The sequence below is a fragment of the Chondromyces crocatus genome, from assembly GCF_001189295.1.
Classification (GTDB): domain Bacteria; phylum Myxococcota_A; class Polyangia; order Polyangiales; family Polyangiaceae; genus Chondromyces; species Chondromyces crocatus.
Map to the genome: position 1 here is coordinate 9,217,515 of NZ_CP012159.1, position 17,166 is coordinate 9,234,680.

Annotated in this window: 13 protein-coding genes; 3 read left to right on the forward strand and 10 right to left on the reverse strand. The window is 66.7% G+C overall.

Annotated features, from left to right (window positions below; genetic code table 11):
- The first annotated feature begins 7 nt into the window (after positions 1-7).
- Both CMC5_RS33275 and CMC5_RS33280 read left to right on the forward strand, forming a co-directional pair.
- On the forward strand, positions 8-1,057 hold the full coding sequence (locus tag CMC5_RS33275; RefSeq protein ID WP_050434168.1) for a carbohydrate kinase family protein: 1,050 nt from the start codon (positions 8-10) through the stop codon (positions 1,055-1,057).
- Positions 1,054-1,911: a BtpA/SgcQ family protein gene (locus CMC5_RS33280; RefSeq protein ID WP_050434169.1), complete on the forward strand. Its 858-nt coding sequence runs from the start codon at positions 1,054-1,056 to the stop codon at positions 1,909-1,911. The genes CMC5_RS33275 and CMC5_RS33280 overlap by 4 nt, the downstream gene beginning before the upstream one ends.
- 36 nt (positions 1,912-1,947) lie before the next feature.
- On the opposite strand, the gene CMC5_RS33285 is transcribed toward CMC5_RS33280, so the two are convergent.
- The 6 genes from CMC5_RS33285 to CMC5_RS45275 form a co-directional block, all read right to left on the reverse strand.
- A complete protein-coding gene (locus CMC5_RS33285) occupies positions 1,948-2,277 on the reverse strand; it encodes a DUF3817 domain-containing protein (protein WP_050434170.1) in 330 nt (109 codons plus the stop codon).
- Positions 2,278-2,446: 169 nt separating this feature from the next.
- Positions 2,447-3,073, reverse strand: coding sequence for a cadmium resistance transporter (locus CMC5_RS33290; protein ID WP_050434171.1), 627 nt, complete (start codon positions 3,071-3,073; stop codon positions 2,447-2,449).
- A gap of 28 nt (positions 3,074-3,101) precedes the next feature.
- Positions 3,102-4,601 carry an RtcB family protein gene (locus CMC5_RS33295; RefSeq protein WP_050434172.1) on the reverse strand — a complete coding sequence of 500 codons (1,500 nt, stop codon included), beginning with the start codon at positions 4,599-4,601 and terminating at the stop codon, positions 3,102-3,104.
- Between the two features lie 48 nt (positions 4,602-4,649).
- Positions 4,650-6,440 (reverse strand): protein kinase domain-containing protein, encoded by a 1,791-nt coding sequence (locus CMC5_RS48750; protein ID WP_050434173.1) that lies wholly within the window; start codon positions 6,438-6,440, stop codon positions 4,650-4,652.
- Between the two features lie 3 nt (positions 6,441-6,443).
- Positions 6,444-7,103 (reverse strand): type IV pilin protein, encoded by a 660-nt coding sequence (locus CMC5_RS33305; protein WP_156339049.1) that lies wholly within the window; start codon positions 7,101-7,103, stop codon positions 6,444-6,446.
- A 361-nt stretch (positions 7,104-7,464) separates the two neighbouring features.
- Positions 7,465-8,646, reverse strand: a complete 1,182-nt coding sequence (locus CMC5_RS45275; protein WP_156339050.1) for a hypothetical protein — start codon at positions 8,644-8,646, stop codon at positions 7,465-7,467.
- 1,241 nt (positions 8,647-9,887) lie between these two features.
- Between CMC5_RS45275 and CMC5_RS33310 the strand changes: the two genes are divergently transcribed.
- Complete coding sequence (locus CMC5_RS33310; protein WP_050434175.1) at positions 9,888-11,024, forward strand: transposase; 1,137 nt, start codon at positions 9,888-9,890, stop codon at positions 11,022-11,024.
- Positions 11,025-11,148: 124 nt separating this feature from the next.
- On the opposite strand, the gene CMC5_RS33315 is transcribed toward CMC5_RS33310, so the two are convergent.
- From CMC5_RS33315 to CMC5_RS33330, 4 genes are all read right to left on the reverse strand, one after another.
- A complete protein-coding gene (locus CMC5_RS33315; protein ID WP_050434176.1) occupies positions 11,149-12,975 on the reverse strand; it encodes an IgGFc-binding protein in 1,827 nt (608 codons plus the stop codon).
- 115 nt (positions 12,976-13,090) lie between these two features.
- Complete coding sequence (locus CMC5_RS33320) at positions 13,091-13,903, reverse strand: phosphatase PAP2 family protein (protein WP_050434177.1); 813 nt, start codon at positions 13,901-13,903, stop codon at positions 13,091-13,093.
- A gap of 59 nt (positions 13,904-13,962) precedes the next feature.
- The gene (locus CMC5_RS48755) at positions 13,963-15,654 is read right to left on the reverse strand and encodes a M16 family metallopeptidase (protein WP_050434179.1); all 1,692 of its coding nucleotides are present in this window, start codon (positions 15,652-15,654) and stop codon (positions 13,963-13,965) included.
- A 2-nt stretch (positions 15,655-15,656) separates the two neighbouring features.
- Positions 15,657-17,138, reverse strand: coding sequence for a M16 family metallopeptidase (locus CMC5_RS33330; RefSeq protein WP_082363016.1), 1,482 nt, complete (start codon positions 17,136-17,138; stop codon positions 15,657-15,659).
- Positions 17,139-17,166: the final 28 nt, after the last annotated feature.

The following is a 17,166-nucleotide window of genomic DNA, read 5'->3' on the forward strand; positions in this document are numbered from 1 at the left end:
GCCCTTCGTGACGTCCCTGAACTCCCGACGTTTCCTGTCCCTCTCTGGAGCCCGCTGGATCCTCGTCGTGGGGGATGCCAATGCCGATCTCGGCGCTGCTCTCACCCACTTTCCGCGGGAAGGTCACGACCACCCCCTCCAGGCGCTGACGTGGGACAGCGGCGGCTCCGGCGCGAATGTCGCCACCGCGCTCGGGTTGTTTGGTGGCGGGGTGCGCCTGCTCGCGCGTGTCGGCTCCGATCCTGCTGCCGAGGTGGCGCTGCGGGCCGCGCGCGCCGCGCGCGTCGATCTCTCGTTCGTTCAGCGGGACGAGGCCGTCGCCACCGGGCTCTGCTTCGCCGCGGTCTCTCCCGGCGGGGAGCGCACCTTCTTCAGCCACCGAGGAGCCAACGCCTGCCTCGCGCTGCCCGAGGTCGACGGGCTCCTTGACGGCGTGGGATGGATCCATGTCGCAGGCCATGCGCTGCTCGAAGGCGTCCAGCGCGAGACCACCCTCACCCTGATGGCCGAGGCGCATCGTCGGGGGATTCCCATGTCCCTGGACCTCTGCCTGCCGCTGCTCGCCGCTCACCCGGACACCCTGACGGTGGACCAGGGGAGCGGGCGACTCACCGTTCTGTTCGCCAACGAGCCGGAGCTGCAGGCCGTCACTGGCGAGCACCACGCCGACCTGGTGGAAGAGGGGTGGCTCGACCGGGCGCTCGCCGTGACGACGGCCGCAGGGATCCCGCTCGTCGCAGCCAAGCTCGGGGCACGTGGCTCGCTCATCGCCGGCCTGGAGGGCGACCGCCAGACCATCCCCCCGTTCCCCGTCGATGCACGCGATACCACGGGCTCCGGAGACGCCTACGTCGCCGCGTTTCTGTTCGCGCTCCTCACCGGTGCCCCGGCCTCGACCGCGGGTCTCCTCGGCAATGCCGCAGGAGCGTTCGTCGCGACCCGCCCCGGTGCCGCCAGCGCCCTCCCCGACCGGGAGACCTTGTTCGCCTTCGCAGACCACACCAAGCCCCACGATGCGCCTGATGCGCCTGACGCACCCCACCGAGGATCTCGATGACCCCTGCCTGGAAAGCCCGCCTCGATGCCCTCCGCCTCAAGGACCTGGCCGATCTCTTCGGGACCCCGAAGCCCATCATCGGCATGGTCCACTGCTGGCCGCTGCCAGGCGCGCCTGGCTACACGGGGTACGGCGTCGACACCATCATCGAGCACGCGGTTCGTGATGCCCGTGCGCTGGCCGAAGGGGGCGCCGACGGCCTCATCGTGGAGAACATGTGGGACATCCCCTTCCGCGCGGGATCTCACCTGCCGCCGGAGAGCATCGCCGTCCACGCCGTGGTCGCGCGCGCCGTCCGGCAGGCCGTGAACCTGCCGCTGGGGATCAACCTGGTCCACAACGGCGGCACGGCGCTCCTCGCCATCGCCATCGCGGCTGGCGCCAGCTTCATCCGCGTCTGCATGTTCACGGGTGCCGGAGTCTGGGAGGCGGGCTCCATCGACGAAGGGTGTGCTGCGGACCTCATGCGGCGGCGCAAGGATCTCCACGCCGAGAACATCAAGATCATCGCCGACGTGGACAAGAAGCACTCGGTCCGCTTCCCGGGCATCGATCTCGCCACCCACATCGAGTGGACCCGGTTCTCGGGCGCAGATGGGCTCATCGTCTCCGGCCGGATGACGGGCGACGCACCCGACCTCGAAAAGGTGCGCGAGGCACGCCGTCACGCGGGAGAGCTGCCCATCCTCATCGGCAGCGGCGCCACCGAGGACAACGTTGCCGCCTTCCTCGGGGTCGCGGACGGGATCATCGTCGGGTCGAGCATCAAGGTCGACGGGCTCTGCGAGAACCCGGTGGACGTGGAGCGGGTGCGCCGCCTGGTGACCGCCGCCCGCGCCGCACGCTCTGCGTGAGGGTCGACCGGCCCCGCACCGACCGGACCTGGACGCTCATGCCTCCGCTGGAGGCGCGTCCGGACCGCGGAGCCGCTGCTCCTCACGCTTCAACCAGCCATCGATCGCGAACGGGCCGAAGGGCACCAGCGCCGCGAAGAAGACCGACGCTCCTCTGAACATCGACCAGCGCGCCGCAAAGAAGGCGTGCGCCAGCGCCGAGCAGAACAGCACGAAGAGCACCCCGTGCGCCCAGCCCACGATCTTCACCGCCATCGGTATTCCGCCGAGGTACTTGAGCGGCATGGCCACGCCGAGGAGCAGCAGGAACGAGATGCCTTCGACGATGCCGATGACACGCAGGCGGCCGATGGCGCTGTTCATCATGATTTCACGGCCCGATCCGGGTGGGAGGCGCCCGACACCTTCCTTCCACCGCAGAAGGTCGGCCGGGTCGCCCTCACCCTAGTCGGCCTGCGCAGCCCCTCGCAATGCTCGGTGGCGCACGCGCGACAGGTGCACCAGTCCAGGCGGCGGGACGTGCTGAAGCGCGCTCCTATGACCCCCCGAAGCCCGGCAGCAGCTCACGCGAACGTGACAGGATCCACACCCCCAGCGCGATCAAAACGAATGGCAGCGTCACGCGACCGTAGCGACGAATCCGCTCGCCGATCAGGGGGTTGTTCACCAGCCAGAACCCGACCGCGCACCACGCGGCGGTCATCACGGCGAACACCCCCGCGTAAACGGGAATGCGTCCGGCTCCGCTGGAGAACAGCGGGATGTACACGCCCAGGTTGTCCCCGCCATTCGCCACGGTCACGCCGGCCACCGCCAGCGCCTTGAACCCAGCCGTCCACGTCCCAGGGCGGTCTTCGGACGCATCCTCTCGCCCCTCGTCCTCGCCTTCACCCCTCCACAACCCCCACAGCCCACGCAGCCCGAGCCCCAGGGGAGCGAGCCCCAGCAAGCCCAGCCACGCATCGGGCACAGCGAAGGCGAAGAGCGCGCAGACACCGCTCGCCACCGTCAGGGCGGCCATCCCGAGGAACTGCCCGACGACGATCTGCCGGACCCGGTAGGCCGGGTTCGAGAAGAAGGCCGAGAGGATCAGGAGGTCGTCGATGTTCGTCGTCGCGAACACCACCGCGCCGATGCCCAGCGTCGAGGAAAGCGGTTCCATGCCACCCGACCGCGCTCCCGCCGCGCGCTCAGTAGTGCCCCTTGGTCTTCCGCGCCTCGCCCCGCGCCTTGTCGCGCTCTTTGCCCTTCGCCTTGCGCTGCCGCCGGACCCCGGAGCTCTCCTCGGTCCCCTTCAGCGAGGCGACCGGCCACAGGGTGTACTCGATGCGCGCGAGGCCAGCATCGACGACGGCGGCGACCACGTCCTCCGCCGACTTGTAGCAGGCGCTCGACTCGTCGATCGGCACCTCGCCATCCAGGTTCACCAGGATGCCCGCGTGCCGGTACTGCTCGTTCACCTTCTCCTGAGAGAGGACCCGAGCCGCCTCCCCACGTGACATCCGGCGCCCGGATCCATGGTTCACGGAGTAGCCGCTCTTGTGGGCGCCAGGCAGCGGACGAAGGATGTAGCTGTAGTCCCGGTTCGAGCCAGGGACGAGCACCGGGTGCCCCTCGTTCTCGAACGACGTCCCCACGAGCGCAGGGTGGTGTGCCGGGAAGGCCCGGGTCGCACCCTTGCGGTGCACCCAGACGTCGCCGAAATCGGGGTGATGCTCGGCCTGGACGAGGTTGTGGCTGATCTCGTAGACCAGCTCCAGATCCTCGCGGAAGACCTTGCGAAACGCCTCGGCCACCTGCTCGAAGATGATGAGCCGGTTGATGATCGCGAAGTTGCCTCCGGCAGCCACCGCGTTGAGGTACGCGCGGTAATGCTGCGACTCCGGGGTGAAGTACCCGAGGTCGATGTCGGCGCCCAGGTCGGGGCGCTCCTCGCGGGCCAGCTCGAAGTAGTTGGACGCCAGCCCGTGGCCGAAACCTCGGCTCCCCGTGTGAACCTGCACGAACAGCGTGCCCGTCTCCTCGCACCGCTGCAGCTCGATGAAGTGGTTGCCACCCCCGAGCGATCCGAGCTGATCCAGGCCTCGCTCCGGCCGGCCCTTCCCGCCCCAGGGCACGTCCCAAGCGTCGTCCACCGGGATGCGGTGCCGCTCGGCGCGGCTCCGGTCGATGGCCGCGCCGTACTTGTCGACGTACAGCTCGGCGCCTCCCCGCACCAGCTCCATCAGCTCGCTCTCGGGCAGCTTTCCGAAGCGCACGCTGGTCCCTCCGGCGCCCATGCTCACCCGCTTCATGACCTCGCGGTTGAAGGCGAGCTTACGATCCGGCGTGGCCAGCTCTGCGGCCACCGCGCTCCGGGCGCTCATCATGCCGCACCCGATGTCGAAGCCCACGGGCCCCATGGCCACCGCCCCCTCCTGCCGATCCGTCAGGATCACGCACCCCACGGGGACGCCGTACCCGTAGTGCACGTCAGGGGTGATGGCGACCAGCTTGGTCCCGGGGAACCGCGTCGCGTTGACGATCTGCCGGTACAGCGTGTCCTCGGCCTGCGCGAGCAGATCCGGTGTGAGGAACAGGCGCACGGGGACGCCCCCGGTGTCCTCGGTCTCCAGCGAGAAATAGCCGTCCGGCGTGGCCACCGCGTGGCGTTTCCAGCCTTCCTCGTTGCGCAGCAGGGGGGGGCTCATCGTCAGGAAGCATGCCCGTCGGTCGATGGAGTCGCAAGACGCGCAGGCTCAGGGCATGCGGGCAGGATGGCCTCCGGCGCAAGCCCAGGGATCGGGCAACCGGGTGTGCTCGTCGCAGAGCAGCATCGCCCAGCCCTCGGCCGCATCGGCGTTCGTCGCCGACAGGTCGGCCTGGTGCGCGAGTGCGCCCGTGAGATCGGCGCCATCGAAGGTCGACTCGGTGAGCGCCGCGCCGGTGAGGTTGGCCCGCGCCAGGTTCGCACCTCGAAAGCTGGCGACCGAGAGCTCGGCGTAGGAGAGGTCGAGATCGGAGAGATCGCGGTTGGAGAGATCCCGGTGGCCTTCGCGGACGAGCAGGCGCGCTGCCCCCGCGCGGACGGCGGGATCCGCGGCCGCGAGCGAGGCGCGAAGACGGAAGGTGACGAGCTGGGAAGCGTCGACGAGGTGCACCAGCACGCACGCCAGCGCCGCAAAGGCGAGGCGTGCGGGGACGAGCCGGCGCGAGAACCGGGGGAGCGCCAGCGTCAGGAGCGCCACACCGACCGCAGCGCCGTAGCGGAGGACGAGGAGCAGCCCCTGGGAAGGGATGGGCGACAGGGCGAGCCAGAGCGCGAGGGCGACCAGGAGAAACGCGCCAGCGCCCGCCAAGGCCTGCTCCGCCCGTCGGGGGAGCCAGGTCGAGGCCCCCGAACCCTCCGGGTACGCCGTGCTGCCACGAAGGCTGACGGCCCCCGCGTCGCTGAGGCGAGAGAGTGAGGGACGCCCGGAGATCGGGGCATCCTCCAGCTCCAGCCCCGGGGAAGAACCTCGGCCTGGCGAGGAGGGCCTGGCGGCTGGGATGGATCCTCGAACCGAGGGGTTGCCACCTCGCGTCGAAATGGGCCCGGCATCGTCGAAGGCCCTCGCGCCGCGCTGAGAGTTCGGCGCCGCATCGAGCACATCCACGAGGCGTCGCCCAGCTCCAGGCTCGAAGACCGGACCCGCCATCCCCACGACGTCGGCCTGCCCGTGACGCTCGAGATCGTGGAGGAGAGCAGCCACGTCCTGGTAGCGAGCCGCAGGATCCCGCGCCGTGCACCGACGGATGATGCGCACCAGCCCCTGAGGTGACGACGAGAGCGGGAAGAGCGCTGGCACCTCGGCCACGGGCTCGTCCGGATCACGGCCGAGGAGCAGGAAGTAGAGCACCCGACCGAGGCTGTAGACGTCGGCCGAGGCCCCGAGCACCCCTTCCCCCGCGAGCGCTTCGGGCGCGGCATAGGGGCCGTGACCCCCAGCATCGGGCGACGCGGCGACCAGGGAGGGGAGATCGGTCAGCCCGAAATCGGCCACGAGCGGCTCGAGGGAGTCGCTGACGAAGACATTGGAAGGCTTGAGGCCTCCATGGATGACGCCGGCCTCGTGCGCCCCCTGGACCGCTCGGCAGAGGAGTTCGAAAAAGGGGACGATCTGCGGAGGCGTCCAGGAGAGCGCTGTGAGATCGTTCAGATCCCCTTCGGCGAGGGCAGTGACCAGCGTGAGACCGTCTGGGCTCGACCGGAACACGGGCAGGACGCCGGGCGGCGCTCCGCCAGCACACAGACGCACGCCGGCCGCCGCCCCCCGCGCAAACGCGGCGCTGGCTCCTGGTGCTTCGGCGCGGGCAGGGTCGAAGATCTTCAGCGCGACGGGCCGCTCGCCATCGAGCCCGGACCACACGCGCGTGACGTTGCCGACGCCCAGAGGCGCCGCGAGCAACACATCGAGGACGGTGTCACCTGGCTGCAGGGCGGCAGGATCAGCAGGAAGAGGGCGCCCCTCCGCAGAGGCGGCGCCGGTCTGGAGAGCAGTCGCGGACATCGTTCACTCCTCCGCGTCCTGGATGCCGATGCCAGGGCTGATCGTCAGATCGTGCCCCATGGCGTAGCCGGTGATGATGAACCACGAGAACTTGTTGTCACCATCCACGTCCCCTTTCGCCGAGATGGCGAACTGACGTGAGAGCGGCACGCCAGGGGGGCTCGGTGGAGGGCCATTTCCCCCCACGTTCACCGGCGGCGCGCCCATGTTGTAGCGATACTGATAATGCTGAGCCTGCTCATTGCTGAACCCGACGCACTTCCAGCCTCCGAGCGTATTGCCGGTGTTGTAGTCACGACCCGCCTGGCCGCTGGGCTGGTATTTCCGGCGCTGCACGCTTCCCATGGCGGCGGGCACGGAGGTCGTATCCCGACAGAGTCCCGGGTCGGGACCGAGCGCGTTCACGGCGCCGATGTTCACGTAGTTCTTCACCGCGAACGTGGTCGTGAGCGCGCGGGCAATCCCACCGATCATGTGCTTCGCCTCGGCCGTGCGGGCGCTGGCGAAGTAGCTGTAGACGCGCTGCGTGCCGATGGCCGCCAGGACGCCGACGAGGGCCACCGTGATGCCGATCTCCACGAGGGAGAAGCCACGACGAGCTGCACGACGGGAGCGGCGGGGGAGCGAGCTGGGTAGGTCGTTGGAACGGGTACTGGGCTTCATCGTCTTCCCCTGAGCAAGAGGCACAAGGCCCCAGGGTAGAATCCGGAAGTCCGTCTCCCCATTCAACCTGTTTGTGACGGAATTGCCGCCAGGAAATGGCTCTTTGTAGGCGTCAGCGCCGTGCGGTGCTGCGCGAAACGGCGCTGTAGGTGGGAGAATGAACGTCCGAGGAGCAGGTCCTCCGTGGAGAGCCAGCCGCTCAACAACATGGTCCCACCCGTCCCGAGCACCACGGATGGACAACAGGGGATGATTCCGTGTCCGCAACCGCCGTAAAGCACGAGCCGAGCGAGCCGCTAGCCTGCTTTGGATCAATGCCCAAGCAGCTCACGTACACTCAATCAAGTCACTCCTCCGGAGTTCAGGGCCAAAATGACGCAGCGTGCACGACCGGCGGTTCGTTGAGCAGGCTTCTCTGATCCGTCCAACCCGTGACGAAGATATACGGGTTATGAGGATAAGCCGCGAGCCCTTGATAATGACCCATCGAATAACCCACGATACTACGAAAACCGCTAATCTGCCCGCCCGTGGGGCTATGCCATGTCGCTCCCCCATCGAAGCTCATTGTACCGAACCGATGAACATCCTCGAAATTCATCGAGTTATTCGACCAATCCTGGGTCGTATACCAGGTAAGACCGACCCTCGCCGTCGGCTGGTCATGATAGCGTGCGACGGCCAAGGCGGGTGACCACTGGTCATGCACTGGCAGCCCGGACGCCGCGTCGACACTCGAAGGCTCGAACATCAGCTGCCAAGAAAGCCCAGCAATTTTCTTGTACACACGCACACGAGCAAAAGACGTGGGCGTCTCATTAAAGCCGATGGCAGCATAGAGCGTTCCATTGATGTGATCGATCCCCAGGTCTGGGCGAACCAGCTGCTTGTTCCACGGAGTTCCGCTGGTGCCACGGCTGGCCCCCACACAGTTCACCCAGGTTGAAGCGGACGCGACCGTTTCCGCTGGAGTCCAGACGGTGAAATCTGAATCCGACGAAGAAGAGATCAACTTCCACTCGACACTGACCGTACCACCGCTCGGGCATGTGGCCTGAGCATCATCATAAGTCGGGTACAAGATATACACATCGGTCTCGTGGTTGGAGGGGTTCTCAATGGGGAAGTGCCTTCTCGCCACGACCTTGGCCTGTCCAGCTGTTGGAGGGATCGGCACTTCAACTGGACCCTTATCAATTTGAAATACAGGATTCAGGAACCTCACATCAGTGAGAGACAGCTGCCACGTCGGAGTCTCAGCGCTGACGTTATTGATTATACGAGTTTGCCGCCACAAAGACACAAACGAATATTTCAGATGAAACATCTCCCCCACGGCTGCCGCGGTAGGATAGTCGATTTGCCATCTGTGATTATGAGGAAGCGGCGGAGGCGTCAGAATATGAGGATTGCTGAAAGATTCTCCTCCACTGAGCGATCTTGCCGCAACCAGATCAGTTCGAGGCGTTCCTCCAAGTCCGTTTTTACTCCCCGCCACCGTTACATAGACCAACAGATTATTATCGCGCCGGATATGGCTCATGGGCCATCGATTGAAAGACAGGACGGTTGGCCAACCTTGGTATGAGTCAAAGGCTGTCCCATCGCTCATCGTGTTCGCAGCGGGCATTCCCCATGCTCGCCCACTGACGGGGGCCCCCCCCCATGTGTGCTCATCGGCAAGAACGGGCAAGTTCCATTGAATGCTCGGATCCACGAGACTCGCTGGGTCCAGCCTCCCGTAGTTCCAATAAGTTCGACCATTCTCCTCGTACCCCACCACTGCGGAGGTTACGAATTGCGTCTCTCCGGCCGGCCCTTCGTACATTTCACCATCGACCACTGCAATGCTGACAGTCGAAGCACCTGTCGCAGCTGCTGGTGGCCCAGATACCCGCTTCTCTATACCGAGCAAAGCGAAGGCATCCAGACTCTCGGCGAACATGACCCTTTCAGTCACATCATCACTGCCACAGCCCGTTCCCGCAACGGGAATACACGCCACGACGATCGAACATCCCATACCCACGAACTTCCGATTCATGCCAATAACCCCCTAAACGCAGAATGTCCTTGGACATCATCCGACTCACAACGCAAAGCATCTCTACACGAGCGCAACGGAAAAATTCAACCAACTGATCCATCTACTTCGAATTAATGTATTCCAAGCAGCGCAGATGTCGTTGATCTGAACCACTTTGACCACCGTCTTCGGTCCTTGCGCTCCGCTGATTCGCTTCCGGCTTCTTCCGTGAATGAGGGAAGATGCGCCGAGGGTCGAAACTCACTCATCAACTTTTTCCGCTTCCGCAAAGCATACCTTGGTCGAGATACACCCGAGCCAATGGTTTCCCCGCTGGTACACGTCCCAATGAGGTACTCAATCGTCTCCCGTGCCACCTTTGCGACGCACGTCGGGCGCAGTGTCTCTCTGGAAGTTCTTTCCCGAGCGAGGCGATCCTACCGAGACCGAACGCTAGGCTCGTTTTGGGCACTTTTTTCGCCGCTCTCGTTGATTGCAGAGAGAGGCAGTGGTTCTCTCAGCTTCCTTCGTGGCCGGCTAGGCCCAGAGAACTCGTGGTTGCTGAGTTCAAGTGGGACCCTAGAGACCTGATCAGCCAAGAGCCAAGCAAAGCAGGCAGTTGCGCACAGGAGGCTCGACGGCGCCCTGGGTATCTGGTCAAAGGGGGCCGGAGGGTGGGCGCATGCCGAGCCTGTGGAAGCCGCCGGTTGAGCTGTCATCGCGGGAGCAGAGGGTCGTCAAGCGATGCGCCCAGAGGCGTGCCGCCGGCCCAGCTTGCGCTCGCGTCGCTGCTTCAAGCGGCGCTCGGCGTCCCGGATCACGAGGTCGTGGAGCTGACGGCGATGGACCTGCGCTGGCAGATGGTGCTCGATTGCCTGGGAGCTGAGGAGCCCATCTTCTCCCAAGGCACCCTCTTCAACTTCCGTCAGCGTCTCATCGACCACGATCTGGACCGCGAGTTGTTCGACAAGACAGTGCACCTGGCGCGAGAGTCAGGCGGCTTCAGCGCCACCCACCTTCGGGCCGCCTTCGATTCCAGCCCCCTGTGGGGCGCGGGCCGCGTCGAGGACACCCTCAACTTGATCGGACGCGCGGCCAAACATGTGGTGCGTACGGCGGCGGAGATGACGGGACGAGCCTTCGTGGATGTGGCTCGTGAAGCCGGTGTCCCCGTCGTCACGGCGATCAGCATCAGCGACGCGGACATGCGCCACGGTCGCAAGAGCAAGAGCAAGAGCAAGCGCATCGACGGCTACAAGCGTCACCTCGCGGTCGATCTCGATGCCCCGGGTCTTGTGTGCGGGGTCGCGATCGCTCCGGCGAATAGGCCCAAGCACCTGGCAGCAGCCGAGCTATTCCACGATATCGCGCGCCAAGGCGCTGAAGTGCAGGAGCTGTACATCGACCGAGGGGATCTCGGCGATGAGGCGGTCGAAGCGCGGCGGAAGGAAGGGATGCGTGTGCACTGCAAACCATTCCCGTTGCGTAACGGGGAGCTGTTTTCCAAGCGCGAGTTCACCCTCGATCTAGAGGGCAACACCGTGTGCTGCCCGAATGAGGTGATGCCACTCGAACTGGGCCGAACCGTGCACTTCCCAGCATCGTCGTGCTCATCGTGTCCAAAGCGCGCCCAATGCACTCGGGCTCAGGATGGCCGAGGACGCAGTCTCACCATCCACCCCAACGAGCCCTTCCTGGTCGAGCTGCGTACCCGGGCCAAGACCCCCGAGGGGCGTGCCGAGCTGCGTCAGCGTCTGGCCGTCGAGCACGGTCTGGCGAAGCTCCACGACCGGGCCCGCTACCGAGGGACCCGCAAGAACCTGTTTGACCTGCGACGCCACGTGGCGCTCAGCAACCTGGCCGTGGTCGACCACCAGCTTCGGTTTGCAGCTTAACTGGTCAGGTCTCCAGGGAGCCCCATTGGGGCCCCCTCGGCTACGTCACTGGCTTGACGAGCACCATCGCGCGGCGTCGAAGTTTATCCAGCTTCGTGCCCGGGGGGGAACCAGACGCGACTGACTACTGCGGAGCGGTGGGAATGATCACGGTGTTGATCGGCTGGATGCTCGCCCCTGCGGGATAGGCGTAGCTCACGGCCTGCGTCGAGAAGTTGCCCGTCGCGGCGCTGCCCCAGCCCCACACCGTCAGCCCCACCGGACCGCTGCTCGTCAGCTCGTTCCGGCCATTGTTGCAGCCGTTCTGGGGCACGAAGTTCCCGCGTACGAGATCGATGCGGGTGTACTCGTATTCCCCGCCGGTCCCGACCGGTTGCCAGCCCGTCAGCGTACCCGCGCACGCAAGCTGCACGTCCGCAAACCCGCTCTCCGTCCGCTTGCGCGTGACGACGAGGTTCGTCTCCGGGTACGTCGGATCGGTGAAGAACGTGTAGCTCTTCAAGTACTGCTGCGGAGGCACGACGTTCACGAACTCTGGATCGCCACGGCAATCATTGGTCGGTCCCACCGAGGTGCAACCCGTCATGTGCGCCGACATGTAGAAGGGATGGTCCGCATCCTGGCTCCGGACCACGAAGGGACCAGAGGCGCGAAACTCGCCGACCTGACCGCTGGCGAGCGTCGACGGCGCTCCCGGCGGGGGCGCGGGATCATAGGTGAGAACGGTCCCGTCGACGGCTCCTACCACGCGCCACGGGGGAGACTCTTCCTGACCATCATAGCGATTGCGATAGCGAACGGCGACGTACTCGTGGCCCAGCGCCTTCACCGGCGGAATCTGCTGGTGCGCCGAGTCACAGGCCCCCTGGTTGACCTCGATGTTCAGGCAAGAGGCTGCACCCCAGAGGCCGATCGGCTTGTTCGACTCGATCGGGCTCCCGATGAGCTGCTGGTCCTGGCTGAACTGAAGCACCTCGCCCCGCTGCAGGGTGTAGGTGACAGGCGCTCCGGCAGGAGCAGGGGCAACGTTGGCTCCCCCCACGATGGGAACGACCGGATTGATGGTGACCTGCGTATCGGCCTCTGCAGCGACGATATCGATGGAGGGCTGTGCTCCGAGAGCAATGGCGCTCTTCCGGTAGGCATCGACCGCAATGTAGTTGGTATCCCAGACGCTCGTCGGAAGGAGGAGCGAAGCGCTCGTCGCTGCACTTGCACCACCGCCATACGGGAAGATGGTGTAGGCCACCACGGGAGCCGAGGTCGTCAGACGGAACGCCGCGCCTCTTCCGGTCCCGAGCACCGCCGCATGAGCGACGGTGAATGCTGGCGTGATCGTGGCGGGGCAATTCGTGAGCGTGTTCCCGTAACGAGCCAGGAACAGAATGGCAACTTCCCCGGCGGGGAGCAGTCCACCCGGTAGCGCCGTGTAGGTGATGTTCTGGCCATTGCCCGAGGGGATCCGGGCGAACTGGGAGATGTCGAAGGTCTGGCCTGCTCGTTCGACCCCGATCGAGACCGGGCTGTTCCACGTGTTCGTGATGAACGCCGCGAAACAGGCGCCAGCAGCTACAGGAATGACATCCGGGGGGAGTGCATAGTAGTCGCACCCTATCGAACTCTTGTTCTGCCGGGCGCTCTCACACGCTTCGACGCACCCCTCGAGCCCGCACCCCTGATCGGGGGGGCACTCCTGGATCACGTTGCCGTTGCAGTCGAGCACATGATGGAGATCGCTGGAGCAAGTCCGGCATGGGCCACCACCACCGACGTCCACGCCGCCGGTGAGCACGCCAGACGAGCCTCCGCTCCCTCCAGCACCACCAGCGCCATCGCTGGTACTCGCGTCACTGAAGCCTCGTTGCTCACCCGTCGCCGAGCACGACGCCGCCAGCACGACCGCTGTGCCGATGCCGAACACGCCCACGACCGTCGTGGGAAGCCATCTCATGAATCATCCTCCGTGCCAGGCAAGCGCAGGGAGTGTGTGCTCTTCCCGCGTCGGTTCGCCTTCCTCCTCAGGCTACCGAAGCAAGGCGCCGAGAGATACCGCGGGATGGCACCGCTCAGAACGTTCCTGCCCAGGAAAACAAGGGTGACGACAGCGGACTCCCTGCCCCCACGGCCATCGCGCTCGCAGCGGAGCCCTGCGCACCACGCCCTGGCCCGAGGTCGACCATCGGGTGCGCATACCCCACGGCGACGCCAACCACGTGCCCCAGCAGAAACCCTGCGCCCACGTCCTCCCAGGAGTGCGCCCCGGCCCCGATCCGAAGGGCCATGGTCACCAAGGTCGAGGCCTCGGCGAGCCCCAGGGCCCCCAGACGAAGCGCGCCATTGCCCGGTGTCCTCGCGAGGAGGGACAGGTGAACACCAGCGATCGCCGCCACGGGCGTGGTGTGACCGGAAGGGAACGCCGTGAACTCCTCGTCGTCGCCCCGACAGCGCCCATCGTGCCACGCGCGCGGTCGACAGCGCCCCGTCAGCCGCTTCACCGTGGCGACGATGCCCGTGGCCAGCATCACCGCCTCGGCATCGATGAGGGTCGTGCGCAACGCACGCGCATAGGGGTTCGGGACGCCGTGCTGCGCGAGGTACGCCCCCTCGAAGAGCGTCATCCCCCCGCCCAGGAGGAACGCGCCGCCCAGCGCGCCGGTGAAGTCGCTGATCCGGGCGAGCGTCGGGTGATGCGGCCGGGCGGCGTAGGGTGCCCAACCGATACGCTGCTGAGGGATGAAGTACATGGCCATCGAGGCCGCGCTCACGCCGGCGAGCACGGCCTCGGCGGGCGCCGAACGGAAGGCCCAGTCCGGCGCGGCAGCACCAGGCGGGTTCGCCGACGCCGTGGCCGACGCGGTGAGGCCAACCGTGAACGCCACGGCGGCCCCAGTGACGCCGCGCCACCTCCGCGACCCGATTGCGCGGGAGGAGCGCGGCCTCACGGGGAGCGGGGCGCCTTGGGGCGCGGCGCCTCGATCGGTGGAGGTGGGGGGGGCGGTCCTTTCCCCGGCGGCTGAGGCGGCAAGGCCTTGGGACCCGCGGTCGGTGTCGGCAGCTTCGCCCCTGGGGGCTGCGCTCCAGCACCGGGCGGCGTCGCGCCGGCAGGACCAGGCTTGGCCCCAAGGCCCTGGCTCTGGGTCGCTCCGCCAGGTGGGGCCTCCACGGAGATCGGCCCGAGGCCCAGCACCTGGAGCTGGGGCCGCACCTGCGCGGCGTCCGCCACCATGATGAGGCGCATCGCGTCGACGTTCAGGTACTTCTGCGCCACCCGCTGGACGTCCTCGCGGGTCACGCGCTGGAGCTTCGCCGCGCGCGTCGCGTACTCGTCGAGCGGCAGGCGGTACATCGCGAGCCCGGACAACGAGTTCGCCGTCGTCCCCACCGTCTCGAAGCGCGCAGGGAGCTGAGCGATGAGGTTCTCCTTCACGTCGGAGAGCTCCTCCGCGCTCACCGGCTCCTCCCGGATGCGGCGGATCTCGGTGAAGATCTCCCTCACCGCGGGGCCCGTGCTCTCACCGACGATCGCCCCCCCGGCGGTGAACGGCCCAGGCCCGTGGCGCATCTCGAACATCGAGCGGGCGCCGTAGGTGTAGGCGTGCTTCTCGCGCAGGTTCAGGTTGAGCCGGCTCGTGAACTGCCCCCCGAGCAAGCCGTTCATCACCAGGATGGCCTCGTAATCGGGGTTGGCCCGGGTGACGCCGGACAACGCCACCGACAGGGTCGACTGCGTGAGCCCAGGTCGATCGAGGATCACCACCTTGGCCCCGCTCGCATCGGCCGGCGGAGCGCCCGGCTCCTTCGCGGCCTTGGCCTTGCCCTTCCATCCCCCGAACACCCGCTCCACCTCGCGGATCGCCTGCTCGCGATCGATGTCGCCGGCGATGGCCACGGTGGTGGCGTCGGGCTGAAAATACGCCGCATGGAAGGCAGCGAGATCCGCCTGACGGATCTTCTCGAGCGCCTTCTCCGTGCCGATCAGCGGAGCGGCATAGGCATGGTTCGCCGGGTACAGCGCACGGGACACCGCGATCCCGAGCAGCGACGCCGGGCTGTCGTTCATCTGCGCCAGGCTGGTCAGCCGGCGAGACCGCTCGCGATCCACATCCCCCTTTGCGAAGGCCGGGTTCATGTAAGCGTCGCCCAGCAAGGTGAGCAACTCACCGAAGTGCGTCGAGAGCGCCGCGCCGCCCACCAGCCCCCCATCGTGACCGACCCTCGCCTCGAACCGCGCCCCGATGCGCCCCATGGCATCGCTGAACGCGATGGCCGAGCGCGTCTTCGTCCCCTGGGTGAGCAGCGCCCCCACGAAACCACCGACCCCGGGTGCGGCCTGATCCGCGCCGCGATCGTTCGAGATCTCCACGGCGACCACCGGAAGATCCCGGCGCTCGACCAGCAGGAGCCGCATCCCGTTGGGGAGCCGCGCCTCCTGGATCTTCGGTGGGACGAACGCAACCGCCGGATCGGGCGGCGGCGGCGTCTTGCGGAACCCCTCGTCCGGAGGAGCAGGAATCGCTGGCTTCTCCGTGGCCTGCGCAGGAGGAGACGACGGCGCCTCGGGCGGCGGCGGATTGGCGCACGCTGCGAGGAAAGCGAGGGTCGACCACAGGCCGGTGCTCTTGAACCGCATGCTCACTTCCCCTGCTTTCCGGCAGTGCTGCTCACCAGGCGCCCTGCCTTGGGCGCGCCCTTCGTCGGCGTCACCACCGTGACCACCCGCCGCGTGGCAGGCAGCAGTGTGGCGGCAGCCTGCTGCACATCCGCCAGCTTCACCCCCTCGTACCGCGCCAGATCCTTGGAGAGATACCCGGGATCCCCCGTGTACTGGTTGTACATGTTCAAGGTGTCCGCGCGCGCGGTGACCTCCTCCATCTGGAAGACCATGTCCGACAGCGTGCGCGCCTTCGCCCGGGTCAGCTCATCCTCGGTGGGCGCCTCCTTGCGCAGCTTCTCCACCTCCTCGTCGATGATCTGCAGCACCTTCTCGGGCGACTGGTCCCGCTTCAGCGTCACCATGATGTGGAAGGTGCTCGCGAGCTGACTGGAGGCCTGCCGCGCGTAGACGTCCTGCGCGATCTGCAGATCGTGGACGAGGCGCTTGTAGAGCCGGCTGCTCTTCCCCGTGGCGAGCACCTGGGCCACGAAATCGAGCTCCGCGTCCCCCTTCGCGAAGAACGGCGGCGTCACCCAGGCGATCTGCACGCGCGGAAGCTCCACATCGGCCTCCACCGCGAGCCGCTTCTCCGACTTCAGATCCCCCGGATCGGCGGCCGTCTTCACCACCGGCTTCGCCCCCGCGGGGATGGAGCCGAAATACTTCTCCACGAGCGGCTTCGTCTTCGCCTTGTCGATGTCGCCCGCGATGACCAAGGTCGCGTTCCCCGGCACGTAGTACGTCTTGAAGAACCCCCGCACGTCTTCCATGCTCGCCGCGTCGAGGTCCTGCGGCGTCCCGATGGTCAGCAGGTGGTAGGGGTGCCCCTCCGGGAAGAGCGCCGCGTTCACGAACTGCGACACCAGCCCGTACGGCGCGTTCTCGTAGCGCTGCCGCCGCTCGTTCTTCACCACGTCCCGCTGGCTCGCGAACGTTTTCTCGTCGGCGTGGTCGAGCAGCCACCCCATCCGGTCGCTCTCCAGCCAGAGCACCAGCCCGAGCTGGTTCGAAGGCACGGTCTCGAAGTAGTTCGTCCGGTCCGTGTTGGTGGTCCCGTTCCGCTCGCTGGCCCCCGCGCGCTCCAGGTACTTGAAGAACAGGTCCTCCCCCACGTTCTTCGACCCCTGGAACATCACGTGCTCGAACAGGTGCGCGAACCCGTTCTTGCCAGCCGCTTCGTCCTTGGAGCCCACGTGGTACCAGACGTTCACCGCCACGATCGGCGTGCGGCGATCCTCGTGCAGGATGACTTCCAGCCCGTTCGGCAAGACGTACTTCTCGAAGGGCAGCGTCACCTCGACGCGCTTGCTGGCCGACGCCGGCTGCGCCGCCGATGACGGCTGAGCGACCGCCGGGACCACGACGGACATCGCACCGAGCGCGGCAGCCAGCACGCACACCGCGGAGGCTCGCGATGGGAGCCCCCGCAGGCGGGCTCGGAGGAGCTTTCGAGCGAACATGGCGACAGGGTGCAGTACAGGCGACCCC

Excerpts from the sequence above, each read along its gene's own strand:
- CMC5_RS33280 (WP_050434169.1), top strand. The coding sequence starts at position 1,054 with ATGACCCCTGCCTGGAAAGCCCGCCTCGATGCCCTCCGCCTCAAGGAC.
- CMC5_RS33285 (WP_050434170.1), bottom strand. The coding sequence starts at position 2,277 with ATGATGAACAGCGCCATCGGCCGCCTGCGTGTCATCGGCATCGTCGAA.
- CMC5_RS33290 (WP_050434171.1), bottom strand. The coding sequence starts at position 3,073 with ATGGAACCGCTTTCCTCGACGCTGGGCATCGGCGCGGTGGTGTTCGCG.
- CMC5_RS33295 (WP_050434172.1), bottom strand. The coding sequence starts at position 4,601 with ATGAGCCCCCCCCTGCTGCGCAACGAGGAAGGCTGGAAACGCCACGCG.
- CMC5_RS48750 (WP_050434173.1), bottom strand. The coding sequence starts at position 6,440 with ATGTCCGCGACTGCTCTCCAGACCGGCGCCGCCTCTGCGGAGGGGCGC.
- CMC5_RS33305 (WP_156339049.1), bottom strand. The coding sequence starts at position 7,103 with ATGAAGCCCAGTACCCGTTCCAACGACCTACCCAGCTCGCTCCCCCGC.
- CMC5_RS45275 (WP_156339050.1), bottom strand. The coding sequence starts at position 8,646 with ATGAGCCATATCCGGCGCGATAATAATCTGTTGGTCTATGTAACGGTG.
- CMC5_RS33315 (WP_050434176.1), bottom strand. The coding sequence starts at position 12,975 with ATGAGATGGCTTCCCACGACGGTCGTGGGCGTGTTCGGCATCGGCACA.
- CMC5_RS48755 (WP_050434179.1), bottom strand. The coding sequence starts at position 15,654 with ATGCGGTTCAAGAGCACCGGCCTGTGGTCGACCCTCGCTTTCCTCGCA.
- CMC5_RS33330 (WP_082363016.1), bottom strand. The coding sequence starts at position 17,138 with ATGTTCGCTCGAAAGCTCCTCCGAGCCCGCCTGCGGGGGCTCCCATCG.